Here is a 22,782-nt window from a genome sequence, read left to right as displayed (position 1 = left end):
CGCGGCTGCCGATGGCGACACGGCCGATGGCGGTGTTCGGCATCTGGCGATCATCATGGACGGCAATGGCCGCTGGGCGAAGCAGCGGCGCCTGCCGCGCATTGCCGGGCATCGGGCTGGTGTCGAGGCGGTGCGCCGGGTGGTCGAGGCGGCCCCGGGATTGGGCATCGAGGTGTTGACGCTCTATGCCTTCTCCAGCGAGAACTGGAAGCGCCCGGCCGACGAAGTGTCTGACCTGATGGGGCTTTTGCGCCATTATGTCAGGTCGGAGGTGAAGGACCTGCACCGGAACGGCGTGCGGCTGGAGTTTATCGGCAACTGGCGTGCATTGCAGCCTGATCTGGTCGCGCTGCTGGAGGATGCCCGGGCGCTGACGGCGGGCAATGACCGGCTGACGCTGGTGATGGCGCTCAACTATGGCGGGCATGACGAGCTGGCGCGCGCAGCCCGGGCGCTGGCGGCGGATGTGGCCGCGGGCAGGCTTGAGGCGTCGTCGATCGATGCCAGCGCTGTGGCGGCCAGGCTCGATACGGCGGAGTGGCCGGCGCCGGACGTGGTGTTGCGCACCTCGGGCGAGATGCGGCTGTCGAACTTTCTGCTGTGGCAATCGGCCTATGCCGAATTTGTGGTGACCGAGACGCTGTGGCCCGATTTCGACGCAGCCGCGCTGGCGAGCGTGCTGGCTGAGTTTGCCACGCGGGAACGCCGTTTTGGCGGGCGCTGAGGCGGTGTCGCCACCGACATCGCCATCTGGAGCCGGAAGCGGCCTGCGGCTGCGCATTATCACCGGCGTGGCAATGGCAGTGGTGGCGATTGGCGCGCTTTGGCTGGGCGGGCTGGCCTTTCTGGCGCTGGTGGCGCTGGCGACTCTGCTGATGTGGGCGGAATGGACGGCGATGATGGGGCTGGGGCCGGGGCTGCGCCGGGCGGGCCTTGTGCTTCTGGCCGGGGTGATGGCGCTGCTGGCGGTGGTCAGCGTGAGCGAGGTGTTGCTGGCGCTGGCGGGCGGGGCGGCGCTGATGGGCCTGTTTGCGCGCGGGGTGCAGCCGGGCAAGGGCAGTCTGACGGCGGCGGGGCTGCTTTACTGCGGGCTGCCGGCAGTGGCGCTGCTCTGGGTGCGGGACCTGCGCGAGGGGCTGGCGGCGACGCTGCTGCTGCTTGTGATTGTCTGGACGACGGACATTGCGGCGTTTTTCGCCGGCCGGGCGATTGGCGGGCGCAAGCTGGCGCCGCGGATCAGCCCCAACAAGACCTGGGCGGGGGCTGTCGGGGGTGTGGTGGCGGCGATGCTGGTGGCGGGCGTGTTGGCCAGCCTCTATCTGCCGAGCGGCTTTGGGCGCTGGACGCTGACCATGGCGAGCTTTGGCGGCGCTCTCGCGGTGCTGTCGGTGCTCGGCGACCTGCTGGAGAGCGGGCTGAAGCGGCGTGCGGGGGTGAAGGATTCGGGCACGATCCTGCCTGGCCATGGCGGGGTGATGGACCGGCTGGACGGGCTGGTGCCGGTGGCGGTGGCTGGGGCCGCGGTGTTCTGGATGACGGGCTGGGCCGGATGAGCGGTGTCAGCCTGACGATTCTGGGCGCGACCGGGTCGGTCGGCAGCCAGACGCTCGACCTGATCGCGCGGCACCCGGGCCGCTGGCGGGTGGAAGCGCTGACCGCGAACAGCGATGTGGACGGGCTGGCGGCGGCCGCGCGGGCGACGGGCGCGCGCTATGCAGCGATCGGGGACGCGCGCGCCTATGGGGCCTTGAAGGCGGCGCTGGCGGGGACCGGGACCGAGGTGGCGGCGGGTGCGGACGCCGTGCGCGAGGCGGGCGCGCGTGAGGCCGAGATTGTGCTGACCGCGATTGTGGGGGCAGCGGGACTGGCGCCGACGCTGGCGGCGGTGGCGCGCGGGGCGCGGCTTGCGATTGCCAACAAGGAGACTTTGGTGTGTGCCGGGCCGGTGGTGCGCGCAGCCGCACGGGCGAGCGGATCGGTGCTGTTGCCGGTCGACAGCGAGCATAATGCGATCTTCCAAGTGTTTGACCATGCGGCGCCCCAGCGGGTGCGCAAGGTGGTGCTGACCGCCAGCGGCGGGCCGTTTCGGCAGTGGGACCGGGCGGCGATGGGGCAGGCGAGTGTCAAGGATGCCTGCAACCATCCGGTCTGGTCGATGGGGGCGAAGATCTCGATCGATTCGGCGACGCTGATGAACAAGGGGCTGGAGCTGATCGAGGCCGAGCAGCTTTTCGATGTCGGCCCTGACCGGCTTGATGTGATCGTGCATCCGCAGTCGGTGGTGCATTCGATGGTCGAATATGTCGATGGCTCGGTGCTGGCGCAGATGGGCACGCCGGACATGCGCATTCCCATCGCTTATGCGCTGGCCTGGCCGGAGCGGGTGGAGACGCCGTGCGCGCGGCTCGATCTGGCCGCCATTGGCAATCTGAGCTTCGAGGCGCCTGATCTGGAGCGGTTTCCCGCCCTTGCGCTGGCCTGGGCGGCGCTGAGGGCGGGCGGCTCGGCGCCGTGCATCCTGAATGCGGCCAATGAGGTGGCGGTGGCGGCGTTCATCGCCGGGCAAGTTGGTTTCCTTGATATCGCGGATATCGTCGCTGCCGTGCTCGACCGGCTGGGCTCGGCCCCGCTCGAAGGGTTGGAGGCCGTGCTGGCTGCGGACAGCGCGGCGCGGCGGACGACGGAAGCAGTTGTGAAGGAGCGGGCCAGGTGACCGAGATGCTGCCCCAACCGGGCCTGATGTTCAGCCTCGGCAGCTTCATTCTGATGATCGCCGTGCTGGTGGTCGTGCATGAGGGCGGGCATTTTCTGGCCGGGCGGCTGTTCGACACCAAGGTCGATGCCTTTGCCTTTGGCTTTGGCCGCGAGCTGGCCGGCTGGACCGACCGGCGCGGCGTGCGCTGGCGCATCAACCTCATTCCGCTTGGCGGCTATGTGAAGTTCACCGGCGACCTGAACGAGGCCAGCCAGACCGACCCTGAACTGCTCAAGCTGCCGCCGGCGGAGCGCGCCCAGCTGTTTGCCTTCAAGCCTCTGTGGCAGAAGGCGATCATTGTTGCGGCCGGGCCAGTGATCAACTTCGCCTTTGCGGTGATGATCTTGGCCGGTTTCTACATGACGCTCGGCCATCCCACGACGCCGCCGGTGGTGGCCGCCGTGCTGGAGAACAGCGCGGCTGCCAGCGCGGGGCTACGGGAGGGGGACCGGATCGAGCGGGTGGATGGCAGCGAGATCGACCGGTTCGAGGACATCGTCAATCTGGTTGTGAGTGGCACCGGCAAACCCGTTCGGCTCGATGTGTTGCGCGGGCAGGAGCGATTGGCCATCACGGTCGTGCCGACGATGGTGGAGACCAGCGACCGGTTCGGCAACGTCATCCGGCATCCGCGCATTGGCATTGCGCGCGGGGCGCAGGTGGTGGAGACGGTCGGCCCGCTGACGGCGCTGCGCTACGGGGTGGAAGATACCGGCACGATCATTTCGAGCATCGGCCGCACCTTGAAGCAGATCGTGATGGGCGAGCGCAGCCTTGACGAGCTTGGCGGGCCGGTGCGGTCGGGGCAGATGACCGGGCAGCAGGCCTCGATGGGGGCGGCGTCGTTCATTGCGTTCATGGCGTTTTTCTCGGTCAATCTGGGTTTCATCAACCTCATTCCCATCCCTACGCTGGACGGCGGGCATCTTCTCCTTTACGCGGTCGAGGCTGTGCGGCGTCGCCCGCTGGAAGAGCGATTCCAGCAATGGGCGTTCATGTCGGGGTTTGCGGCGATCATGTCGCTGATGGTGGTGCTGACCTGGAATGATTTGTCTTCGGTGGGGGTCTTCAAACAGTTGGCCGGGTGGCTTGGATGAGCCGCGCATGAGCCGCACGCCGCTTGTCGGCCTTGGCCGCGTGGCCGCTGTTCTGCTGGTCTCGACGGCGCTGAGCATGCCGGCGCTGGCCCAGCGCCAGCCGCAGCCGGCCCCGCCGCCACCGCCGCTGCCTGCGGCCGGCACGGTGCAGGTGGTGGGCGCGGGCGAGGGGACGGTCCGCTCGATCACCGTGCGCGGTACCGAGCGGCTGGAGCCCGAGACGGTGCGCAGCTATCTCGATCTCGCGGTGGGTGACCGATACGACCGCAACCGCACCGACCAGGCGCTGAAGGCGCTCTATGCCTCCGACCTGTTTGCCGATGCCACGATCCGCGACGAGAATGGCGCGCTGACGGTCGAGGTGCGTGAGAACCCGGTGATCAACCGGATCGTCATCGAGGGTGCAAAGCGGGTCAAGGAGGACAAGATCCGCGAAGAAATCCGCATGGCGCCGCGCCAGATCTTCACCCGCTCCAAGGCGCGGGCCGATGTCGGCCGGATTCTGGAGCTGTATCGTCGCTCGGGCCGCTTTGCAGCCGCCGTCGAGCCGAAGATCATCCAGCTTGAGCAGAACCGCGTCGATGTCGTGTTCGAGATGACCGAGGGGCCGAAATCCAAGGTCAGGCAGATCAACATCCTTGGCAACACCAAATTCAAGGATGGCAAGATCCGCGGCGAGATGGCGACCAAGCAGGCGCGCTGGTATCGTTTCTTCAGCTCGAATGACACCTATGATCCCGACCGGCTGGCCTATGACCAGCAGAAGATGCGGCAATTCTACCTGACCGAGGGTTATGCCGATTTCCGCGTCGTCTCCTCGGTGGCCGAGCTGGCACCTGACAATCAGGATTTTCTCGTCACCTATGTGCTGGAGGAGGGCGATCGCTACAAGTTTGGCGATGTCGAGCTTGAATCCGAAATCCGCGACATCAAACCTGAGGATTTCAAGGCGCTGCTGCCGATGGAGAAGGGCGACTGGTACAATGCCCAGCAGATCGAGAATACGGTCGAGACGCTGACCGAGTCGGCGGGGCTGCTTGGCTATGCCTTTGCCGATGTGCGGCCGCAGTTCATGCGCGACAAGGACGCGCTGGAGATGAACGTCACCTTCCTGGTTGGCGAGGCGCCGCGCGTCTATGTCGAGCGGGTTCAGGTGAATGGCAACACGATCACGGTCGATGAGGTGATCCGCCGCGAGTTTCGCCTGACCGAGGGCGATGCGTTCAACTCGATCAAGGTCAAGCGCTCGAGCAACCAACTGAAGAGCCTTGGTTTCTTCCAGGAGCAGCTGGAGATCGAGCAGAAGCCGGGGTCAGCGCCTGACCGGATCATCCTCGAAGCCAATGTGCAGGAGCGGCCGACGGGCGAGCTTCAGGTCTCGGCGGGGTTTTCGAGCCTTGAGCGGTTCATTCTTTCGATGTCAGTGCGGCAGCGCAACTTCCGGGGCCGCGGGCAGGAGCTTCGGCTTTCGGCCAATATCTCGAACTTCTCGCGGTCGGTCGAGGCCGGTTTCACTGAGCCTTATCTGTTCGGCCGCAACCTGGCGCTGGGCTTTGATGTGTTCACGCGTGATTTTCGTTCGTTCCGCTTCACGTCCAACAACACGCGCGACACGACCTATACCCAGTCTTCCACGGGCTTTGCCGTTCGCGTCGGCTTTCCGATCACCGAGTTCTGGGCGATGCAGGGGCGCTATAGCCTGGCGTTCGAGAATATCTCGCTCGACGAGGAGCTGTTCTTCACCAACGGCGTTTGCGACCCGTTGCTCGCCGGGCGGTTTCTTTGCGAGGCGCTTGGCAAGCGGACGGTCTCGACCATCGGCTACAGCGTGATTTTCAACAATTTGAACAATAATTTCCGCCCCACCGGCGGGCAGCGATTCTCGGTCAGCCAGGATCTGGCGGGTGTGCCGATGGGTGTGAAATATCTCCGGACCCGTGCCAATTATGACCGCTACAGTACGCTGTTCGGCTCGGGCTTCATTTTGCAGCTGCACGGCGAAGGCGGCTATATCTTCGGCTATGGCGGCACCTCTGTGCTGCTGACTGACCGCTTCTTCCTCGGTGAGCCGCAGATGCGCGGGTTCCGGATCCGCGGTGTCGGTCCGCGCGTGCTGCGCCGGCCCTTCGACGGCGATGGTAATCCGATCACCGATCGCAATTTCGTGACTGATGACGCATTGGGCGGTCAGGCCTATTATTATGCCAAGACCGAGATTGAGATCCCACTTGGCGCGGGCGGGGCCGAGCTTGGGCTGCGGCCGTCGGTGTTCATGGATGTTGGTGCTGTCTGGCAGGTGGACGATCCTGCCCTGACCTGCGCCAATGGGCCGAACACCAACCGGCCCGAATGCCTTCCCTTCGACCCGGCGCGGCCGTCCAATGGGTTTGAGGAAGTGTTTCTTGGCAATTCGCCCGCCCCGCGCGTGTCCGTCGGGATCGGGGTTTCGTGGAACTCGCCGTTCGGGCCGTTCCGTTTCGATGTGGCGCAAGTGTTGCGCCAGCAGCCTGGGGATGACACCCAGGTCTTCCAGTTTAACGTAGGGACTCAATTCTGATGAAGAAAATTCTGATTTCACTGGCACTCGCCAGTGCCGCAACATTGGCGCCAGTTGCCAGCCCGGCATTCTCCCAGACCTTGCCGGCCGCCGTGGTGATCGTTGTCGATCTCGACAAGATCTACCGCGATTCAGCTGCGGCCAAGGCGGCCACGGTCGATCTCAAGAGCAAGGACGATGCCCTGCGCGCGCGCGCCAGCCAGCTTCAGTCTTCGCTCGGGGCCGAGCAGCAGCAGCTTGCCCAGAGCCGTCCGGCGCAGGGCGCGCCGGCCGCGACGGTGACCGCCTGGGAAACCAAGGCGCGAGACTTTCAGGCGCGCCAGCAGCAGGCAGGGCAGGAGCTGGAAAAGCGCCAGTCCGATCTTCAGGCGGCGCGGCAGTTTGTGCTCAAGCAGATCAATGATGCGCTGCAGCCGATCATCACCACGGTGATGCGCGAGCGTGGGGCGAGCGTGGCCATTGCCAAAGGGGCGACGCTGGACAGCACCTCGGCGCTGGACATGACCAACGACATCATGGCGCGGCTCGACCGGGCGCTGCCGCGCGTCTCGACCACGCCGCCGGCAACGCCGGGCCGCTGATTCCGGGGGCGCTGATGAGCGACACCCTGGCGACCGCTGACCTGCGGGCGGTGATGGCGACGCTGCCGCACCGCTATCCGATGCTGCTTGTCGACCGGGTGGAGGACATCGAGGCCGGTGTTTCGGCGCGCGGCATCAAGGCGGTGACGATCAACGAGCCATTCTTTCAGGGTCATTTTCCCGGCCGTCCGATCATGCCGGGCGTGCTGATCGTGGAGGCGCTGGCGCAGGCGGCGGGCGTTTTGGCGATGCACTCGCTGGGGCCGGAAGGGCAGGGCAAGCTCGTCTATTTCATGGCGATCGAAAATGCCAAGTTTCGCGCGCCGGTGGAGCCGGGGTGTCTGCTCGAACTGTATGTGCGCTTTACCCAGAACCGCGGGCGGGTGAGCAAGTTCGAGGGCAAGGCCATGGTGGCGGGCAAGCTTGCTGCGGAGGCCAGCTTCACGGCGATGATTGCGGATCCGCCGGCCTGACACTGGGCTCTGGCCGTGAGGCGATGAGCACGGCAGCAAGAATGATGGCGGCGCCGGCCAGCGTTTCAAGGCGAACGCCGTCTCCGAACAGCAGGAAGCCCAAGAGCGCGGCCCAGGGCAGGGCGGTGAATTCCATCACCGCGCTGACTTGCGATTCGAGCGCTGCATAGGCGCGGGCCAGAAGCTGCATGCCGATATTGCCGAGGATGCCGAGGCCGACGAAACCGAGCAGGCCCACAGGCCCCGGCGGGCCGTGGAAGAGCAGCACCGGGCTGAGCAGCAGCAGCGGCACCACGCTGCCAAGGAGCGTGATGGCGGTGGCGCGCTCCTGCCCGGCGAGCGCGCGCAGCACGATGGCCGAGCCGGCATAGGTGGTGGCGGCGAACAGGGCGGCGATGATGGCGAGCGTGCGGCTCTCGGCCTGATCGGGCGCGCCCTGCACGGCGACGAGGACGCCGGCGAAGCCGATGAGCGAGGCGGTGAGCGCGGCTCGTCGTATCCGTTCACCAAGGAAGAGGCGGGCGAGCGGCGGGATCATCAGCGGCGCGACAAAGGCAATGGTGAGCGCTTCGGCCAGCGGCAGCTTGTCGATGGCGTAGAAGAAGGTGAGGCCGCTCAGGGTGATCAGCGCGCCGCGCGCGAAATGCAGGCGCATGGCGGCGCGGTTGATGGCCGGGCGGCGCTGCATCTGCCAGACGGCGAGCGCGATGACCGTGCCGGCAGCGTGGCGGCCGAAGGTGATGAGCTCGGTGGGGATGGTCTGGGCGAGCCATTTGACCAGCGCGTCCATCAGGGTGAGCGCGCCGATGCCGGTGATGCACTGGAGGAGCGCCAGCGCGCGTGGCGACATGTCTATTGGCCGAGATCGCGGATCAGCGCGGCGGCAAGGTAGAGACGGCGCGGCACGGCCTCGAGCAGCACATATTCGGCCCCCGAGGCATGATAGCCCGCGCCCGGCAGGCCGAGCGATTCGATGACCGGAACACCGGCACGCGCGGCAAAGCCGGCATCGGTGCCACCGCCGATGCGCGGCACGACCTGAAAGCGCTGGCCAAGGCCGGCATAAATGGCGACGGCGCGATCGATGAGGGCGTCGCTCGCCGGGGTGGCGGTGAAGGGCGGGCGATTGAGGCGCAGCGAGAGATCATAGGCAGCACCGGGCAGGCTGGTCTTCGCCAGCCGCTCCTTCAGGGTTGCCGAGAAGCTCTCGAATTCGGCTTCGCTGCTGACGCGGAGATCGCCGACGAGGGTGATGTCGTCGGGGATGATGTTGCGGACGCTGCGAGGCTGCTGAACCACGGTCCAGTTGAAGCGAAGCTTGCCGGGGCCTTCATCAAGGTCGGAGGTGCGGGCGATGACGGCGGCGGCTTCGGTGAGGGCGTTGACGCCGAGCTCGGGGGCATTGCCGGCGTGCGAGGCCCGGCCCTTGATCTTGAGGGTGACCGTCGCGGTGCCCGAGGTGCCGCGGATCAGGGTTTCGACGGGCGCGGTCGGCTCGAAGGAGAGGACGGCGGTCTTGCCGCGGGCGAGCGTGGTGATGATGTCGCCCGAGCCGATCGAGCCGGTTTCCTCATCGGTGTTGAAGGCGACTGTGAGCTCGCCATAATCCTTTGGGGTCAGCAGCTTGAGGCTGTGCAGGATGACGGCGATGCCGCCCTTGTCGTCAGCGATGCCAGGGCCATAGGCCTTGCCGTCTTCGAGGCGGAAGGGGGCGGCCGTGGTGGCGCCGCGGCCATAGACGGTGTCCATATGGCTGAGCAGCAGCAGCTTGCCCGTCCCCTCGCCCTTCAGCCGGGCGATGAGGATGTCGCCCTTGACGCCGGCTGTGGGGGACACGCGCTCGAAGCTCGCGCCGAGCGGGGTCAGCGCAGCTTCGAGATAGCGGGCCATGGTCTCCAGCCCGTCGGCGTCACCGGTGCCGGTCTCGATGTTGACCAGCGCTTCGAGCGTGCGGGTGACGGCGGGGGCTTCGGCCGTGGCGGCGGCGAGCAGCGCCTGATCAGCTGGCTGTGCGGCCAGCGGGGCGGCGAGCAGGCTGACAGCGAGAAGGGCGGCGCGCAGCATCAGACGGTCTCTCCGAACAGCTCGCGGCCGATGAGGAAGCGGCGGATTTCCGAGGTGCCGGCGCCGATTTCATAGAGCTTGGCGTCGCGCAGCAGCCGGCCGGTGGGATAGTCGTTGATATAGCCATTGCCGCCGAGGCATTGGATGGCTTCGAGCGCCATCCATGTGGCCTTTTCGGCGGTGTAGAGGATGCAGCCGGCGGCGTCCTTGCGGGTGGTTTCGCCGCGATCGGCGGCTTCGGCCACGGCATAGGTATAGGCGCGCGAGGTCGATTGGGTGACATACATGTCGGCGAGCTTGCCCTGCATCAGCTGGAAGGTGCCGATGGGCTGGCCGAACTGCTCCCGGTCATGGACATAGGGCAGCACGATATCGAGGCAGGCGGCCATGATGCCGAGCGGCCCGCCGGCGAGCACGATGCGCTCATAGTCCAGGCCGGACATGAGCACCTTCACGCCGTTGCCGAGGCCGCCGAGGATGTTTTCGGCGGGCACTTCGCAATCCTCGAAGATGAGCTCGCAGGTATCGGAGCCGCGCATGCCGAGCTTGTCGAGCTTTTGCGCGGTGGTGAAGCCCTTCATGCCCTTTTCGATGAGGAAGGCGGTGATGCCGCGCGGGCCAGCCTCGGGGTCGGTCTTGCCATAGACGACGAGCGTATCGGCATGGGGGCCGTTGGTGATCCAGAATTTGTTGCCGTTGAGGCGGTAGCGGTCGTTGCCCTGGGGCTCGGCGCGCAGGCGCATGGAGACGACGTCGGAGCCGGCCCCCGGCTCGGACATGGCAAGGCTGCCCACATGCTCGCCGCTGATCAGCCCGGGCAGGTAGCGCGCCTTTTGTGCAGCCGTGCCCCAGCGCGCGATCTGGTTGATGCAGAGGTTGGAGTGCGCCCCCCAGGACAGCGCGACCGAGGCGGAGGCGCGGCTGATCTCCTCAATGGCGATGACATGGGCGAGATAGCCCAGCCCGGCGCCGCCGTCGGCTTCTGGCACGGTGATGCCGTGCAGGCCGAGCGCACCGAGCTTGGGCCAGAGATCACGCGGGAAGCTGTTGGTGCGGTCGATTTCGGCGGCACGCGGTGCGATTTCGGCCGCGGCAAAGGCGCGGACGCTGTCGCGCAGCATGTCGATGGTCTCGCCGTGCGCGAAGCGGAGGGGTGAAAAGCTCATCGCTTGCTGATAGCGGGATTGGGGCAGCCAAGAAAGCGGCGGAATGATGAGGGTGGGCATGAGCAGGCGCTGGCAATTCGGCCTCTGCATGGCTGAGCTGGGCCTGGGCTATGCGCTGGAGCCATGGCCGCTGCTGAGCGCGGCGCTGAAGCTGGCGGCGCTGGTGGGTGCGGTCGTGCTGTTCTGGCGCGCGCCTGCGGGGGCGGACATGGGCCGGGCGTTCCGCTTCACCATTTTCGGGCTGCTTTTGGGGCTGATTCTGGCGGATCTGGCCGGGCGTTTTGCCGGGGTGGTGCTGCCTTCGAACGAGGTGCGCGAGATTCTGCTCGTCTTCACCTTCATGGCCATGGCGGTGGCCGGTCTCAGCCGTCGACCGGAGTGATGGTGAGCAGCCGCGTGCCCTCGGTGACCTGATCGCCAGCAGCGACGGCGAGGCCGGTGATGCGGCCGCTGGCGGGGCTTTTCAGCTGATGCTCCATCTTCATGGCCTCGAGAATGACGAGGCGCTGCCCGGCTTCGACCCTGTCGCCCTCAGTGACATCGAGGCTGAGCACGCGGCCGGGCATGGGCGCGGTGAGCTCGCCGCTGCTGCTGCCGGTTTCGTGTCTGCGCGGGGCGTGGCGGGTCAGCGTGTAACTGTCGCCGTCGGTGCGGATTTCGACATGGTCTTCGCTCACGTCGATGAAGGCGGTGAGCGGGCCTTGTCGGTGGCGGCCATCGGCAAGCTGACGGGGCGGCGGGGCGTCGGCGGGGACGGTGTGGCTGTGGCAGGTGTCGCCGTGCCAGAGGCGGATGCTGGTCTGGGTGGGGAGATTGAGGCGGAAGGGGGCGGCGAAGGGGCCGGTGCCCAGCGATGGGGGCGCGGCGAGGACGGCGGCGGCCAACGCGACAAGGTCTTTGGAGGGGGGATTTGTGGTGGTCAGCGTGTCCAGATGGCGGGCGATGAAGCCGGTGTCGAAATCGCCAGCGATGAAGGCGGGCGCGGCGGCGAGGCGGGCGAGGAAGGCGCGGTTGGACTTGAGGCCGCGCGCCACGGTCGCGTCGAGGCCGGCGGTGAGGCTGGCCAGAGCCTCATCGCGCGTGGGGGCATGGGCGATGAGTTTGGCGATCATCGGGTCATAATCGAGGCCGATGCGGCTGCCGCTTTCGACGCCGGTATCGATGCGCAGAAGGGCGGGAAAGCGCAGCGCGGTGAGGGTGCCGGTGCTGGGCAGGAAGCCGCTCGGCACATCCTCGGCGTAGAGGCGGGCTTCGACGGCGTGGCCGGTGCACGGGATTTCATGCTGCTGGAGGGGCAGCGGTTCGCCGCGGGCGACGCGGAGCTGCCATTCGACAAGGTCGAGGCCGGTGATGGCTTCGGTGACGGGGTGTTCGACCTGGAGCCGGGTGTTCATCTCCATGAAGTAGAATTTGGGGTCACCGTCGCTGTCGGTGTCATCGAGATCGAGGAGGAATTCGACGGTGCCGGCGTTTTGATAGCCGATGGCAGTGGCGGCGGTGACGGCGGCGACGCCGAGGCGGTGGCGCAGCCGGTCGGAGAGGCCGGGCGCCGGGGCTTCCTCGATGACCTTCTGGTGGCGGCGTTGCAGCGAGCAATCGCGTTCGTGCAGGTGGACGACATTGCCGTGCGCATCGGCGAAGACCTGGACTTCGACATGGCGGGCGCGCCCGACGAGCTTTTCGAGGAGCAGGGCGGCGTTGCCGAAGCTGGCTTCGCCCTCGCGCTGGGCGGCGAGCACGGCGTCTTGAAAGGCTGCGGCGCCATGGACGGTGCGCATGCCCTTGCCGCCGCCGCCGGCAACCGCCTTGATGAGCAGGGGATAGCCGATGGCTTCGGCGGCCTTTTGCAGCCGGGCGAGGCTCTGGTCCATGCCGTGATAGCCGGGCGTGACCGGGACGCCGGCCTTTTTCATCAGCGCCTTGGCGGCATCTTTGAGGGCCATGGCGCGGATGGCGGCCGAGGGCGGGCCGACGAAGGTGAGCCCGGCGCTGGTCACCAGGGCGGCGAAATCGGCGTTTTCGGAGAGGAAGCCGTAGCCGGGGTGGATGGCATCGGCCCCGGTCTGGCGGGCGATCTCGAGGATGCGCTCGGCGTCGAGATAGGGCCGCGCGCTGTCTGGCCCAAGGCTGACGGCCTCGCTGGCCTCGCTGACATGGGGGCTGGCTGCATCGGCGTCCGCATGGAGGGCCACGGTTTCGATGCCCATGGCATGGGCGGTGCGGATGATGCGGCGGGCGATTTCGCCGCGATTGGCGATGAGCAGGCGCTTCATTGGGCGCAGCCGTTCGGTTCGGCGGTCCAGGTCAGGCTGGTGAGGCGCCAGGCGCCATCGACCTTGGCGAGGCCGAAACTGTCGATGCCGCAGTGCAGGCGCTTGCCATCGATATCGATGGTGTAGGGCGACCAGACATGGGCGAGATCGCGCTGGATGTGGACGGTGGGAGTTTGGATGCGTTCATCAACCGGGCGGCGGCCGGGCGCGCGCCATCCGGCGGACATTTCGGCGATGGTCATGATGCGGGTCTTCAGGGTGTCGCTGGTCTTGTCATAGCCTTGGGCGACGACGATGGCGCTGGGCAGCGCCAGCTGTTCGATGAGTGCCGCGTCGCCGGTGTTGATGGCGCGCAGGGTGGCCTCGACGACGGCGAGCACGTCTTCACGCGGGCCCGCGCTTGCGGGCGCGGCGGCGAGCAGGAGGGCGGCGAGAGCGGCTTTGCGCATGGGATGGGCCTTAATCTGCCTGGGACCAGTTGGGGCTGCGCTTTTCCAGAAAGGCGTGCAAGCCTTCCTTCCCCTCGGGGCTGGCGCGGCGCGCGGCGATGCGGCGGGCGGTCTCGGTGCGCAGTTCAGGCGTGATCGGCTGGCCGGCGACAGCGGCGATCAGCGCCTTGGCATCGGCGACGGCGCCGGGGGCGGCGGCGCGGAGATGGGCGAGCCAGTGGAGGACCTGGGCGTTGGCGGCGTCACGGTCGATGGCGGTTTCGTGGATGAGGCCGATGCGCTGGGCGGTTTCGGGGCCGAAGCTTTCTGCGGTGAGGAAGAAACGGCGGGCCTGGGCGGCGCCGATCTTGGCGAGGACGAACGGGGAGATGGTGGCGGGCGTGAGGCCGAGGCGGACTTCGGAGAGGCGAAAGACGGTATTTTCTTCGGCCACCACCATGTCGGCGCAGGCGATGAGGCCGACGCCGCCGCCCGAGACCGCGCCGTGGACGCGGGCAATGACGGGTTTGGGGCAGGCGTTGATGGCGGCGAGCATTGCGGAGAGGGCTTCGGCATCGGCCTGATTTTGCGCGGGCGTATAGTCGGCGGCGCGGCGCATCCAGCTGACATCGGCGCCGGCGCAGAAGCTTTTGCCATGGCCGCTGAGGATGACGGCGCGGACGGCGGGGGTTTCGCCGAGGCGGGTGAAGGCCTGGGTGAGGGCGTCGATCAGGGTTTCATCAAAGGCGTTGTGGCGCTCGGGACGGTTGAGGGTGACATGGGCGATGCCATGGTCGTCGATCTGGGTGTCGAGGCTCATCGCATCACATCCGGAAGGTGCCGAAGCGGGTGTCGGGGATGGGCTTTTGCAAGGATGCGGCGAGGCTCAGCGCGATGACTTTGCGGGTGTCGGTGGGGTCGATGATGCCGTCATCCCAGAGGCGTGCGCTGGCGTGATAGGGGTGGCCTTCGCGCTCATATTGGGCGCGGATGGGGGCCTTGAAGGCTTCTTCCTCCTTTGGGCTGGCGAAACCGCCGGTCTTGACGGTGGCGAGCACGCTGGCGGCTTGCTCGCCGCCCATGACGCTGATGCGGGCGTTGGGCCACATCCAGAGGAAATTGGGGGAATAGGCGCGGCCGCACATGCCGTAATTGCCGGCCCCGTAGCTGCCGCCGATGATGACGGTGATCTTGGGCACGGCGGCGCAGGCGACCGCGGTGACCAATTTGGCGCCGTGGCGGGCGATGCCTTCATTTTCATAGCGCTTGCCGACCATGAAACCGCTGATGTTTTGGAGGAAAAGGAGCGGGATTTTGCGGGCGCAGGCGAGCTCGATGAAGTGGGCGCCCTTCTGGGCGGACTCTGGAAAAGAGGATGCCATTGTTGGCGAGGATGGCGACTTGCTGCCCTTCGATGTGGGCGAAGCCGCAGACCAGCGTTTCGCCGAAGCGGGGCTTGAACGGGTGGAACTCGGAGGCGTCGACGATTCTGGCAATGATTTCGTGGATATCGACGGGGCGGCGGGGGTCGATGGGGGCCAGTGCGTGAAGGTCTGAGGGGTCGAACAGCGGGGGTTTGGGTGGGTTTTGGGTGGGTTTGGGTGGGTTTGGCAGGGTCTTGACGATGCGGCGCGCGATGGCGAGCGCATCGGCATCATCTTCGGCGAGATGATCGGCGACGCCGGAGAGGCGGGTGTGGACATCGCCGCCGCCCAGCTCTTCGGCGGTGACTTCCTCGCCGGTGGCGGCCTTCACCAGCGGCGGGCCGCCGAGGAAGATGGTACCCTGATTGCGCACGATGATCGATTCGTCCGCCATGGCGGGGACGTAGGCGCCGCCGGCAGTGCAACTGCCCATGACCAGCGCGATCTGGGCGATGCCTTGTGCACTCATATTGGCTTGGTTGAAGAAGATGCGGCCGAAATGATCCCGGTCTGGAAAGACTTCGTCTTGCCGGGGGAGGTTGGCGCCGCCGGAATCGACGAGATAGAGGCAGGGCAGGTGATTTTGGGCGGCGATTTCCTGCGCGCGCAGGTGTTTCTTGACGGTGAGGGGATAGTAGCTGCCGCCCTTCACCGTGGCGTCGTTGGCGGCGATGACGCAGAGCCGGCCTTCGACCTGGCCGATGCCGGCGATGAGGCCGGCGGCGGGCACGTCTTCGCCGTAGACTTCGTGGGCGGCCAGCTGGCCGATTTCGAGAAAGGCGGTGTGCGGATCGAGCAGGGCCTCGACACGCTCTCGGGGGAGCAGCTTGCCGCGTGCGGTGTGGCGCTGGCGCGACGCTTCGGGGCCGCCGAGCGCGATGCGGGCGACGAGGCTGCGCAGATCCGAGACCAGCGTGGCCATGTGGCGCGCGTTGGCGGCGCTGGCGGGGGGGAGGGGGGTGCCGATGCGGGGCATGGCTCTGCTATGGCGCGGAAGCGGGTTTGGCTCAAGCTGGTGACTTAGGTGGCGGGATGCTTGCTTTTGCGCTGGCGGGCGGCTATGCGCGCCGCTTGCTTGAGGCCGGTTGGGACCGGCCACAGATGAGAAGGATTTTGACATGAAGGCTGGCATCCACCCCGAGCTTCACACCATCACCGTGAAGATGACCGACGGCACGACCTATGAGACGCGCACGACCTGGGGGAAGGCCGGCGACACGATGAACCTCGAAATCGACCCGACCTCGCACCCGGCATGGGTTGGCGGCGCCGGCAAGATGCTCGACGCGGGCGGCCAGGTGGCGCGCTTCAACAAGCGCTTCTCGGGCTTTGGTCTGGCTGCGAATAACAAGTGAGCTGGCGAGCGTTTAGCGACAGCTAAACGCCGACTCGGCGAACGACCGGACGGCGGGGCGGCGGTTCTATAGACCGCCGAACCCGTCCGACGAGAGCCCCGGCTTTGCCGGGGCTTTTTTCCGTGTTTTAAGACCTTTGTCTATTGACCTCTGGACTGCCCATTGGCGCGGACCACCTGGGTCATGATAACCAACACTACTTGTTCAGCCGAAAAGATTAGTATACTTAAATAATTCAGACCGGCCTTCAAACTTACGACGATTTTTCTATTGAACAAATATTAATAGATTTATATTTAAATAAAATCGAAAAGAACGTTCATATTATACTGAATGTATAGATAATATAATCGTGAAACATATTTATAATACATGATTCGAATTCATATTTTTCTAAACGAATTCTGTCAAGATGTGGCCTTCTCGCGTCAGCATATGTGAAATAATATTTTTACTTGATCGCTGCGTAAGGTAATTTTATCCTCGAAACGATGCTAGTTGAGGAGTCTGAAGCCATGGATGATCAAAGTGAAGAATTTCCGTGGCTCGATAGCTCGAAAAATAAAAAAGGAAATTTCCTAAAGAGGCACTGGGACGGATATTATTCGCTCCCAAGAGCATACTGGGTAAATACAGTTATAATTTCGGCTCTTTTTATATTTTTTATTTCTTTTATTATAGAATTTTTTGCGGTTGAAATTAGAAGTATTCGTTTATATTCATTTCTTGCCTTGCTCCTTTGGCCGACTATTATTATATCTTGGCTTTGGGCTATCGTAGGAACATGGCGTTCAGCAAGTCGACATGTTGAGCGGGGTGGTCGACCGTTTTGGGCTGGCCTTGCGCGGGTTGCGATAATCTTGGGCGCGTTTTCGATGGCCGGGCAGATTGTAACCAATGCCATCCCGCAAGCTAGAGAGTATGCAAATATAGCACTCGGATGGGACCCTCTTGGAGAGGCCGCAACTATTCGGATCGCTTCTGACGGGAGGTCGATTGAGGTCGTTGGCGCGCTTGCTGAAGGAAGTTCGAAAAAATTTGAGCAAATTCTGAATAACGCTTCAAGTGTAGAAACTGTTGTCCTTGACTCAGTCGGCGGTCGGTTATTTGAAGCCGAGGCAATCGCTGAGCAGGTGCGTGCATTTCGTTTGATGACCTACGTTGAGGGCCGGTGCCTGTCGGCCTGCACTTTAATCCTGATTGCCGGTAGTGATCGCGCGGCTACTCCAAACGCTAGGATTGGGTTTCATCAACCAGATTTTCCGGGGCTCGATTCAGAGGCGCGGTCTCGAATGATCGAAGCTAATCGACAGCTTTACAGGCAGGCTGGTGTGGCTGAAGAATTTATAAACAAAGCTATGGAGTCCGCGCCTGATAGAATGTGGTATCCTTCGCACGGCGAGATGTTTGAAGCGGGTATACTAACTCGCTCAAGTTTCGGCGGAGAGACGGCAACAGCTTTTTCGTCTGTCAACTCGCTCGAGGAGCTGTCTAGCCTGTTGCTAGAGGTGAGCCTTTTTCGCACGCTTCAAGAAACTCAACCTGAACTCTTCAAGTCAATCGTTGGAGTTGCATGGCAGGAGAAAATGAAGGGCCGAAACGATAATGATATATTGAATGCTGCTCGAGCTCAGTTGGCGTCGCGTATTGTAAATATTATTGCACGGGCTGATGATGAGACGTTGCATATGTATTTAATATTAATTTTGGATCAGGTAAGGGCTGCACAGAGTGTGAGTTATGAGGCGTGTGGTCTGCTTATGGCTGGCCAGCTAAATACATATCAGACGTTGCCGCGATCTCTTGCGGCTCGTGAGGCCGCCCTTCTCGAGCGCGCTCTCAGACAAAATGGAGATTCGCAAGTAAACATCGAAGCGGCCAACCGGGGTTATGAGATTATTGGTAAAGAATTGTCACCATCTGAATTGACAGCGATCGCCGAGCCTGAAAATGCGACATTGGAGCAAAAATGCGACGCAATGATAAGATTTTACTCTGTAATTTCTGAGCTTCCGTTGATAGAGAGATCTGCGATAATTAGAGATATTTTTTCTGCAGCGTAAATTAAATAGCCAATATATGAAATTTCTATGCTATATGATATTTATTTTTTGCGACGAAGATTACTGCGTTATCACTAGCGTAATTCAATATTCTTGACATCGACTAATTGCGCGATGTCGGAGTTCCAAGCCTAAAGAACGAAGCTTTGCCCCCCTAAACCAACCCCCGCGCCGTCCGGTAATCCGCCTTCCCATTCGGCGCCCTCGGACACCGGTCCACCACCACCACCCGCTTCGGCACCTTGTACCCCGCCAGCCGCTCCCGCACATGTGCGCGCAGCTCCTCAACGTCAGTCCCCAAGGGCGCTTCGACCACCGCAGTGACGGCCTGGCCCCATTGCGGGTCGGGGAGGCCGAAGACGAGGGCGTCGGTGACCTTTGGGTGGGTTTTGAGCATTTCCTCGACTTCTTCGGGGAAGACTTTTTCGCCCGCCGTGTTGATGCACTGGCTGCCGCGGCCCATGAGGGTGAAGCTGCCGTCGGGGTTTTTGACGGCGAAATCGCCGGGGACGGAGTAGCGGACGCCGTTTATGACGGGGAAGGTGGCGGCGGTTTTGGCCTCGTCTTTCCAATAGCCGCGCGGGAGCAGGCCGGCGCGCGCCAGGCGGCCGGTTTCGCCGGGGGCGACGGGCTTCAGGTTTTCATCGAGGATGAGGCTGTTGTCATCGGTGGGGGTGAAGATGGTGGGGCTGCCGGCGTTGGCGCTGGTTTGCACGCTGCTGCCCATGCCGAGCGCTTCGGAGGAGGAGAGGGCATCGACGAGCGCTGCGTTTGGCGCGTGGCGGAGCAGGCCGGCCTTGATTTCGGGCGACCACATGGTGCCGGACGAGAGGATGCCCATGAGGCTGGCGATGCTGCCATGGCCGGCATCGAGGGCGGCGAGGAGCGGGCGGCCGAAGGCGTCTCCAACGAGGGTGGCGAAGGTGCATTGGTGCGCCTCACAGGCGCGGGCGGCGGCCGCACCATCGAGGCTGGCGCCGGGGAGCGTGACGACGGTGCCGCCGGTGACGAGGGTGAAGATGCCGATGAGATAGCCGGTGCCGTGCATGAGCGGGGGCAGCACGAGGCTGGTGCGCGCGGCGGCGCCGCTGACCATGGTTTGCACATGATCTTCGAGGCTGGCGGGCTCCCCGGTTTCGGGCGAGGCGAGCGCGCCGCCCAGCAGCACGAAGAGATCGGCCTGATCCCACATCACGCCCTTGGGCATGCCGGTGGTGCCGCCGGTGTAGATGAAGAGCATGTCGGTGGGGGCATGGGCCTGGGGGGCGAGGGGATGGCCGGCTTGCGCTGTGGTTTCGTAATCTTCGGCCCATGGGCGGGTGTCGCCATTCGCGTCCGGGCCGACTTGCAGGTAGAGCTTGATGTTTGGCAGGCGGGGGCGGACGGCTTCGACGAGATCGGCGAATTCGGCGTCGAAGACGAGGACGCTGCTGTCTGAATTGTCGAGGATGTAGAAGAGCTCTTCGCCGGTGTAGCGGTAGTTGATGTTGACGTGGACGAGGCGGGCCTTGAAGCCGGCGGTGGTGGTTTCGAGATAGGCGGGGGAATTGCGCATGAGATGCGCGAGCCGGTCTCCCGGCTGGGCGCCCCTTGCGAGCATATGGGCGGCGAGGCTTGTCGTGCGGCGGTGGAAATCGCCCCAGCTGATGGTTTGCTCGCCGTGGATGAGGGCCGGGCGGGTGGGATCGACCTTGCCGCTGCCCTGAGCAAAAATGGCGCCGAAGCTGTGTGTCATAATATCTCTCCCCATAGGCAGATTAGGGGAGAGGCAGGCCGGCGGGAAGCCTGTTGATTATTTGGGTTCGAGCAGGCGGTGGAGGTGGACGACGACGTATTTCATGGTGGCATCATCGACGGTGCGCTGGGCGGCGCTGCGCCACGCGGCTTCGGCGGCGGCATAATTGGGGAAGATGCCGATGATGTCGAGCTTGTCGGGCTCGATGAAGTCGGTGCCCTGGGGGTTGGCGACGCGGCCGCCGAAGACGAGGTGTAGCTTGTCCATGGCGTGGGCCTTAGCGGTTTTGGCGGGGGCTTGTCAGCTGTATTCGGCGGCGAGGCGGCTGGTGAGGGCCTGGAACCATGCTTCGAACTCGGGGCCGTCCCAGGCGCGGTGATTGCCGACCGCATAGGCGGCGGCGTTGCGGATGTAGAATTCGGCGTTGATGCGGTTTTGCAAGCGGCTGTCGGCGGTGCGGATGACTTTGGCCGGGCTGCCGACGACGATGCTGTTAGGCGGGATGACGGTGTTGTCTTTCACATAGGCGTGTTGGCCGACGATCGAGCCGGCGCCGATATGGGCGCCGTTGTAGATGGTGGCGTTGATGCCGATGAGGACATGATCCTCGATGGTGCAGCCGTGCAGCGTGGCGTGATGGGTGATGGAGCAATATTTGCCGATGCGCACGGGCTTGCCGGGATCGGTGTGGATCATGACGAAATCCTGCACATTGGTGCCTTCGCCGATTTCGACATGGGCCATTTCGGAGCGGATGACGGCGTTGCACCAGATGGAGCTGCGCTCGGCGAGGCTGACATGGCCGTAGACTTGCGCGGATGCGTGGATGAAGGCGCTGTCGGCCTTTTCGATGCGGCTGGTCATCTGGCCTGCGCTGACTTGCTGTTGGCGGTTTCGAGGAAGGTGACGAGGGCATCGAAGCCGTTCTTCTGGATATAGGCGTCGAAGTCCGCTTCCTGAGTGATGGTGAGGTTGATGTTGGAGACAGTGAGGTTGTTGATCAGGTAGCGGCCCTGCGGGGTCTTGCGGACCTGCCAGATGGCATCGATGGGCTGGCTGCCGGGACGCTCGACCCGGGTCTGGACATCGACATAGGGGCCGCGGGCGTTGAGGCGCATGACCTTGACCGTGGCGTCCCTATAGTCGGACAGGCGGTCGGAATAAGCGCTGAGGATGAAATTGGGGAGTGCGGCATCATAGGCTTCGAGCTGGGCCGGGGTGATGGTGCGGCGGTGCTTGCGGATGAGGCGCTGGCCGATCGAGCGCAGCGCGACATTCTGCTCGAGCATGGTGCGGAAGCGATTGCGGGCCTCTGTTTCGGTAAGGCTGTCATCCTTGAGGACGGCGAAGGCATCCCGGGAGAGATTTTCGATGAACTGGCCGGCGGCCGGGTCGGCGGCGGGGGCTTCCTGCGCGGTGGCGGGCACGCTGGCGATGAGGCCGAGCGGCAGGGTGGCAATCAATAGGGCGGCAAGGGCGCGCATGGGACGTTGTTCCGAAATGATGGATGATGCGCGGCTTGTGGCAGGGCGCAGCTGAATGGCGGGTTAGTTTTTGGCGGTGAAGACAGCGATGAGCGCGCCGAGCGCGAGGCCGAGGACGACCGAGGTGAAGCCCGAGGGGTTGATGTCGGCGGTGTCCGGCAGGGGCGGGGCGGGTTCGTAGCTGTCGTCGTAATCGGTATAGTCGGTGCTGTCGTCGCCGAGGTCGACGCGGGCGTTGGAGAGCGTGTTGCGGGTGAGCAGCGCCAGGCCGATGGCGGCGACGGCCGCGCCCATGGCGAGCGGATGGGCGGTGGCGGTTTCGCGGGTCTTGCGGACCAGCTGCTGGCCCTTTTCGCTGGCGATATCGAGCACTTCATCGAGCAGCGCCTCGGGCTGGGTGCGCTGGCGCAGATCGGTGAGGGTCTGGCCGAGCTGCTGGCCGGCTTCGCTTGCGGCGGCGGCGAGTCTTTCAACGGGTTCGGCGGTCATTCCTTGCTGGTCCCATCGGGCTGGCGTTTGAGCGATTCGAGGCTGGCCTTAAGATTGGCCATCGTCTGGCGGGGCGCAAGGGGGCCGTGATGGAGGCGGCGGATGCCCACGATCATCAGCCCGCCGCCTGCGACGAGCGCCGTGGCGGCGGTGAGGACGGCGCTCCAGACCGGGCCGACGACGGGTGCCAGCGCGGCGATGAGCGCACCGAGCAGCGAGATGCCGGCGATGCCGAGGATGATGCCGCCGGCGAGGATGAAGGCGAAGGCGAGCGCGAGGCCGATGAGATTGCGACGGATTTCGGCCGAGGCGAGCGCGACTTCGGCTTCTGCCAGCGCGCGCGCTTCACGAGGCACGCGGGCGATCAGGTCGAGCAGCGGGTCGCTGGTCGCTTTTGTCTCCTCGGGCGGGGGGACGCTCATTCCTTCTCTTGTTTGGGCGCGCGCAGCAGGCGGGCGAGCAGGAAGCCGCTGGCCACCGCAATGCCGAGGGCTGCGGCGGGCTGGCGGCGAATCAGCGCCTGGCCTTCGCTGACCAGCTCGCTGACGGCTTTCTCATCGAGACCGCGCTGCACCGAGGCCAGCACATCGGCGGCCTGGCGGGCGAGATCGCCGGCCTGAGCGCCGGCCATGCTGTCGATGGTGGCGGCGAGGCTGTGCGCCTGCAGGACCATGGCGTCCATGGCCTTGACGAGCTCGGTCTTGGCGTCTTCGGCGACGGCGAGCAGCCGGTCTTCGGCTTCATCGATGAAGCCGGCGCGCGGGGTTTCGGTCGAGCGGCTCATCTTCGGGGGGCGGGCGGTTTGGGTCATTAAGCGAGCCTTCATCTGCTGGCGGCT

At 64.7% G+C, this 22,782-nt stretch carries 23 protein-coding genes and 1 pseudogene; 10 read left to right on the top strand and 14 right to left on the bottom strand.

Going from position 1 to position 22,782, the window contains the following annotated elements; translation table 11 throughout:
* Positions 1-55 precede the first annotated feature (55 nt).
* From uppS to fabZ, 7 genes are all read left to right on the top strand, one after another.
* Positions 56-724 (top strand): polyprenyl diphosphate synthase, encoded by a 669-nt coding sequence (gene uppS / locus ACMVO5_RS04655; RefSeq protein ID WP_416909298.1) that lies wholly within the window; start codon positions 56-58, stop codon positions 722-724.
* A 73-nt stretch (positions 725-797) separates the two neighbouring features.
* Positions 798-1,553 (top strand): phosphatidate cytidylyltransferase, encoded by a 756-nt coding sequence (locus ACMVO5_RS04650; protein ID WP_416909297.1) that lies wholly within the window; start codon positions 798-800, stop codon positions 1,551-1,553.
* Positions 1,550-2,713, top strand: a complete 1,164-nt coding sequence (locus ACMVO5_RS04645; protein ID WP_416908907.1) for a 1-deoxy-D-xylulose-5-phosphate reductoisomerase — start codon at positions 1,550-1,552, stop codon at positions 2,711-2,713. Before ACMVO5_RS04650 ends, ACMVO5_RS04645 begins: the two co-directional genes overlap by 4 nt.
* Before the next feature lie 5 nt (positions 2,714-2,718).
* The gene (rseP, locus tag ACMVO5_RS04640) at positions 2,719-3,852 is read left to right on the top strand and encodes an RIP metalloprotease RseP (RefSeq protein ID WP_416909296.1); all 1,134 of its coding nucleotides are present in this window, start codon (positions 2,719-2,721) and stop codon (positions 3,850-3,852) included.
* A 7-nt stretch (positions 3,853-3,859) separates the two neighbouring features.
* Positions 3,860-6,409: an outer membrane protein assembly factor BamA gene (gene bamA / locus ACMVO5_RS04635; RefSeq protein ID WP_416908906.1), complete on the top strand. Its 2,550-nt coding sequence runs from the start codon at positions 3,860-3,862 to the stop codon at positions 6,407-6,409.
* A complete protein-coding gene (locus ACMVO5_RS04630; RefSeq protein ID WP_416908905.1) occupies positions 6,409-6,990 on the top strand; it encodes an OmpH family outer membrane protein in 582 nt (193 codons plus the stop codon). Before bamA ends, ACMVO5_RS04630 begins: the two co-directional genes overlap by 1 nt.
* Positions 6,991-7,004: 14 nt before the next feature.
* Positions 7,005-7,463, top strand: a complete 459-nt coding sequence (fabZ, locus tag ACMVO5_RS04625) for a 3-hydroxyacyl-ACP dehydratase FabZ (protein WP_416908903.1) — start codon at positions 7,005-7,007, stop codon at positions 7,461-7,463.
* On the opposite strand, the gene ACMVO5_RS04620 is transcribed toward fabZ, so the two are convergent.
* From ACMVO5_RS04620 to ACMVO5_RS04610, 3 genes are read right to left on the bottom strand one after another with little or no spacing between them, the layout of a single operon-like run.
* Positions 7,432-8,313, bottom strand: a complete 882-nt coding sequence (locus tag ACMVO5_RS04620; protein ID WP_416908901.1) for a DMT family transporter — start codon at positions 8,311-8,313, stop codon at positions 7,432-7,434. The two genes, fabZ and ACMVO5_RS04620, sit on opposite strands and share 32 nt — an antisense overlap.
* Before the next feature lie 2 nt (positions 8,314-8,315).
* Positions 8,316-9,527 carry a glutamate carboxypeptidase gene (locus ACMVO5_RS04615; protein WP_416908899.1) on the bottom strand — a complete coding sequence of 404 codons (1,212 nt, stop codon included), beginning with the start codon at positions 9,525-9,527 and terminating at the stop codon, positions 8,316-8,318.
* Positions 9,527-10,693 (bottom strand): isovaleryl-CoA dehydrogenase, encoded by a 1,167-nt coding sequence (locus tag ACMVO5_RS04610; protein WP_416908898.1) that lies wholly within the window; start codon positions 10,691-10,693, stop codon positions 9,527-9,529. The genes ACMVO5_RS04615 and ACMVO5_RS04610 overlap by 1 nt, the downstream gene beginning before the upstream one ends.
* Before the next feature lie 88 nt (positions 10,694-10,781).
* Between ACMVO5_RS04610 and ACMVO5_RS04605 the strand changes: the two genes are divergently transcribed.
* A complete protein-coding gene (locus ACMVO5_RS04605; RefSeq protein ID WP_416908897.1) occupies positions 10,782-11,075 on the top strand; it encodes a hypothetical protein in 294 nt (97 codons plus the stop codon).
* On the opposite strand, the gene ACMVO5_RS04600 is transcribed toward ACMVO5_RS04605, so the two are convergent.
* From ACMVO5_RS04600 to ACMVO5_RS04585, 4 genes and pseudogenes are all read right to left on the bottom strand, one after another.
* Complete coding sequence (locus ACMVO5_RS04600; protein ID WP_416908896.1) at positions 11,056-12,966, bottom strand: acetyl/propionyl/methylcrotonyl-CoA carboxylase subunit alpha; 1,911 nt, start codon at positions 12,964-12,966, stop codon at positions 11,056-11,058. The two genes, ACMVO5_RS04605 and ACMVO5_RS04600, sit on opposite strands and share 20 nt — an antisense overlap.
* Positions 12,963-13,415 (bottom strand): nuclear transport factor 2 family protein, encoded by a 453-nt coding sequence (locus ACMVO5_RS04595; protein ID WP_416908895.1) that lies wholly within the window; start codon positions 13,413-13,415, stop codon positions 12,963-12,965. Before ACMVO5_RS04595 ends, ACMVO5_RS04600 begins: the two co-directional genes overlap by 4 nt.
* A 10-nt stretch (positions 13,416-13,425) precedes the next feature.
* Positions 13,426-14,214: an enoyl-CoA hydratase-related protein gene (locus ACMVO5_RS04590; RefSeq protein ID WP_416908894.1), complete on the bottom strand. Its 789-nt coding sequence runs from the start codon at positions 14,212-14,214 to the stop codon at positions 13,426-13,428.
* Between the two features lie 4 nt (positions 14,215-14,218).
* Positions 14,219-15,794 (bottom strand): annotated as a pseudogene (locus ACMVO5_RS04585) (carboxyl transferase domain-containing protein).
* A gap of 142 nt (positions 15,795-15,936) precedes the next feature.
* On the opposite strand from ACMVO5_RS04585, the gene rpmE reads away from it, so the two are divergent.
* Both rpmE and ACMVO5_RS04575 read left to right on the top strand, forming a co-directional pair.
* Entirely contained in the window at positions 15,937-16,173 is a 237-nt protein-coding gene (gene rpmE / locus ACMVO5_RS04580) for a 50S ribosomal protein L31 (protein WP_416908893.1), read from the top strand.
* A gap of 491 nt (positions 16,174-16,664) precedes the next feature.
* Positions 16,665-18,236 (top strand): ATP-dependent Clp protease proteolytic subunit, encoded by a 1,572-nt coding sequence (locus tag ACMVO5_RS04575; RefSeq protein ID WP_416908892.1) that lies wholly within the window; start codon positions 16,665-16,667, stop codon positions 18,234-18,236.
* A gap of 154 nt (positions 18,237-18,390) precedes the next feature.
* Here ACMVO5_RS04575 and ACMVO5_RS04570 read toward each other — a convergent pair whose 3' ends face one another.
* The 7 genes from ACMVO5_RS04570 to ACMVO5_RS04540 all read right to left on the bottom strand — a co-directional run bounded on the left by ACMVO5_RS04570 (position 18,391) and on the right by ACMVO5_RS04540 (position 22,755).
* On the bottom strand, positions 18,391-19,971 hold the full coding sequence (locus ACMVO5_RS04570) for an AMP-binding protein (protein ID WP_416908891.1): 1,581 nt from the start codon (positions 19,969-19,971) through the stop codon (positions 18,391-18,393).
* Between the two features lie 57 nt (positions 19,972-20,028).
* A complete protein-coding gene (locus tag ACMVO5_RS04565) occupies positions 20,029-20,238 on the bottom strand; it encodes a DUF4170 domain-containing protein (protein ID WP_416908890.1) in 210 nt (69 codons plus the stop codon).
* A 33-nt stretch (positions 20,239-20,271) separates the two neighbouring features.
* Positions 20,272-20,835 (bottom strand): gamma carbonic anhydrase family protein, encoded by a 564-nt coding sequence (locus ACMVO5_RS04560; protein ID WP_416908889.1) that lies wholly within the window; start codon positions 20,833-20,835, stop codon positions 20,272-20,274.
* Positions 20,832-21,455, bottom strand: coding sequence for an MlaC/ttg2D family ABC transporter substrate-binding protein (locus ACMVO5_RS04555; protein WP_416908888.1), 624 nt, complete (start codon positions 21,453-21,455; stop codon positions 20,832-20,834). The genes ACMVO5_RS04560 and ACMVO5_RS04555 overlap by 4 nt, the downstream gene beginning before the upstream one ends.
* A gap of 63 nt (positions 21,456-21,518) precedes the next feature.
* Positions 21,519-21,944 carry a hypothetical protein gene (locus tag ACMVO5_RS04550; RefSeq protein WP_416908887.1) on the bottom strand — a complete coding sequence of 142 codons (426 nt, stop codon included), beginning with the start codon at positions 21,942-21,944 and terminating at the stop codon, positions 21,519-21,521.
* A complete protein-coding gene (locus ACMVO5_RS04545) occupies positions 21,941-22,366 on the bottom strand; it encodes a phage holin family protein (RefSeq protein WP_416908886.1) in 426 nt (141 codons plus the stop codon). Before ACMVO5_RS04545 ends, ACMVO5_RS04550 begins: the two co-directional genes overlap by 4 nt.
* Positions 22,363-22,755 carry a hypothetical protein gene (locus ACMVO5_RS04540; protein WP_416908885.1) on the bottom strand — a complete coding sequence of 131 codons (393 nt, stop codon included), beginning with the start codon at positions 22,753-22,755 and terminating at the stop codon, positions 22,363-22,365. Before ACMVO5_RS04540 ends, ACMVO5_RS04545 begins: the two co-directional genes overlap by 4 nt.
* Between the last annotated feature and the right edge of the window lie 27 nt (positions 22,756-22,782).

The sequence above is a fragment of the Polymorphobacter sp. genome (assembly GCF_048007885.1).
GTDB lineage: Bacteria > Pseudomonadota > Alphaproteobacteria > Sphingomonadales > Sphingomonadaceae > Sandarakinorhabdus.
This window is presented reverse-complemented; position numbering and strand designations above follow the sequence as displayed.

What these genes read in the sequence shown, in the direction of transcription:
- ACMVO5_RS04605 (WP_416908897.1), top strand. Translation starts at nt 10,782, where the DNA reads ATGGCTGAGCTGGGCCTGGGCTATGCGCTGGAGCCATGGCCGCTGCTG.
- ACMVO5_RS04550 (WP_416908887.1), bottom strand. Translation starts at nt 21,944, where the DNA reads ATGACCGCCGAACCCGTTGAAAGACTCGCCGCCGCCGCAAGCGAAGCC.
- ACMVO5_RS04540 (WP_416908885.1), bottom strand. Translation starts at nt 22,755, where the DNA reads ATGACCCAAACCGCCCGCCCCCCGAAGATGAGCCGCTCGACCGAAACC.
- ACMVO5_RS04570 (WP_416908891.1), bottom strand. Translation starts at nt 19,971, where the DNA reads ATGACACACAGCTTCGGCGCCATTTTTGCTCAGGGCAGCGGCAAGGTC.
- ACMVO5_RS04565 (WP_416908890.1), bottom strand. Translation starts at nt 20,238, where the DNA reads ATGGACAAGCTACACCTCGTCTTCGGCGGCCGCGTCGCCAACCCCCAG.
- ACMVO5_RS04620 (WP_416908901.1), bottom strand. Translation starts at nt 8,313, where the DNA reads ATGTCGCCACGCGCGCTGGCGCTCCTCCAGTGCATCACCGGCATCGGC.
- rseP (WP_416909296.1), top strand. Translation starts at nt 2,719, where the DNA reads ATGCTGCCCCAACCGGGCCTGATGTTCAGCCTCGGCAGCTTCATTCTG.
- ACMVO5_RS04595 (WP_416908895.1), bottom strand. Translation starts at nt 13,415, where the DNA reads ATGCGCAAAGCCGCTCTCGCCGCCCTCCTGCTCGCCGCCGCGCCCGCA.
- fabZ (WP_416908903.1), top strand. Translation starts at nt 7,005, where the DNA reads ATGAGCGACACCCTGGCGACCGCTGACCTGCGGGCGGTGATGGCGACG.
- rpmE (WP_416908893.1), top strand. Translation starts at nt 15,937, where the DNA reads ATGAAGGCTGGCATCCACCCCGAGCTTCACACCATCACCGTGAAGATG.
- ACMVO5_RS04590 (WP_416908894.1), bottom strand. Translation starts at nt 14,214, where the DNA reads ATGAGCCTCGACACCCAGATCGACGACCATGGCATCGCCCATGTCACC.
- ACMVO5_RS04645 (WP_416908907.1), top strand. Translation starts at nt 1,550, where the DNA reads ATGAGCGGTGTCAGCCTGACGATTCTGGGCGCGACCGGGTCGGTCGGC.
- ACMVO5_RS04630 (WP_416908905.1), top strand. Translation starts at nt 6,409, where the DNA reads ATGAAGAAAATTCTGATTTCACTGGCACTCGCCAGTGCCGCAACATTG.
- bamA (WP_416908906.1), top strand. Translation starts at nt 3,860, where the DNA reads ATGAGCCGCACGCCGCTTGTCGGCCTTGGCCGCGTGGCCGCTGTTCTG.
- ACMVO5_RS04555 (WP_416908888.1), bottom strand. Translation starts at nt 21,455, where the DNA reads ATGCGCGCCCTTGCCGCCCTATTGATTGCCACCCTGCCGCTCGGCCTC.
- ACMVO5_RS04575 (WP_416908892.1), top strand. Translation starts at nt 16,665, where the DNA reads ATGCTAGTTGAGGAGTCTGAAGCCATGGATGATCAAAGTGAAGAATTT.
- ACMVO5_RS04615 (WP_416908899.1), bottom strand. Translation starts at nt 9,527, where the DNA reads ATGCTGCGCGCCGCCCTTCTCGCTGTCAGCCTGCTCGCCGCCCCGCTG.
- ACMVO5_RS04560 (WP_416908889.1), bottom strand. Translation starts at nt 20,835, where the DNA reads ATGACCAGCCGCATCGAAAAGGCCGACAGCGCCTTCATCCACGCATCC.
- ACMVO5_RS04600 (WP_416908896.1), bottom strand. Translation starts at nt 12,966, where the DNA reads ATGAAGCGCCTGCTCATCGCCAATCGCGGCGAAATCGCCCGCCGCATC.
- uppS (WP_416909298.1), top strand. Translation starts at nt 56, where the DNA reads ATGGACGGCAATGGCCGCTGGGCGAAGCAGCGGCGCCTGCCGCGCATT.
- ACMVO5_RS04545 (WP_416908886.1), bottom strand. Translation starts at nt 22,366, where the DNA reads ATGAGCGTCCCCCCGCCCGAGGAGACAAAAGCGACCAGCGACCCGCTG.
- ACMVO5_RS04610 (WP_416908898.1), bottom strand. Translation starts at nt 10,693, where the DNA reads ATGAGCTTTTCACCCCTCCGCTTCGCGCACGGCGAGACCATCGACATG.
- ACMVO5_RS04650 (WP_416909297.1), top strand. Translation starts at nt 798, where the DNA reads ATGGCAGTGGTGGCGATTGGCGCGCTTTGGCTGGGCGGGCTGGCCTTT.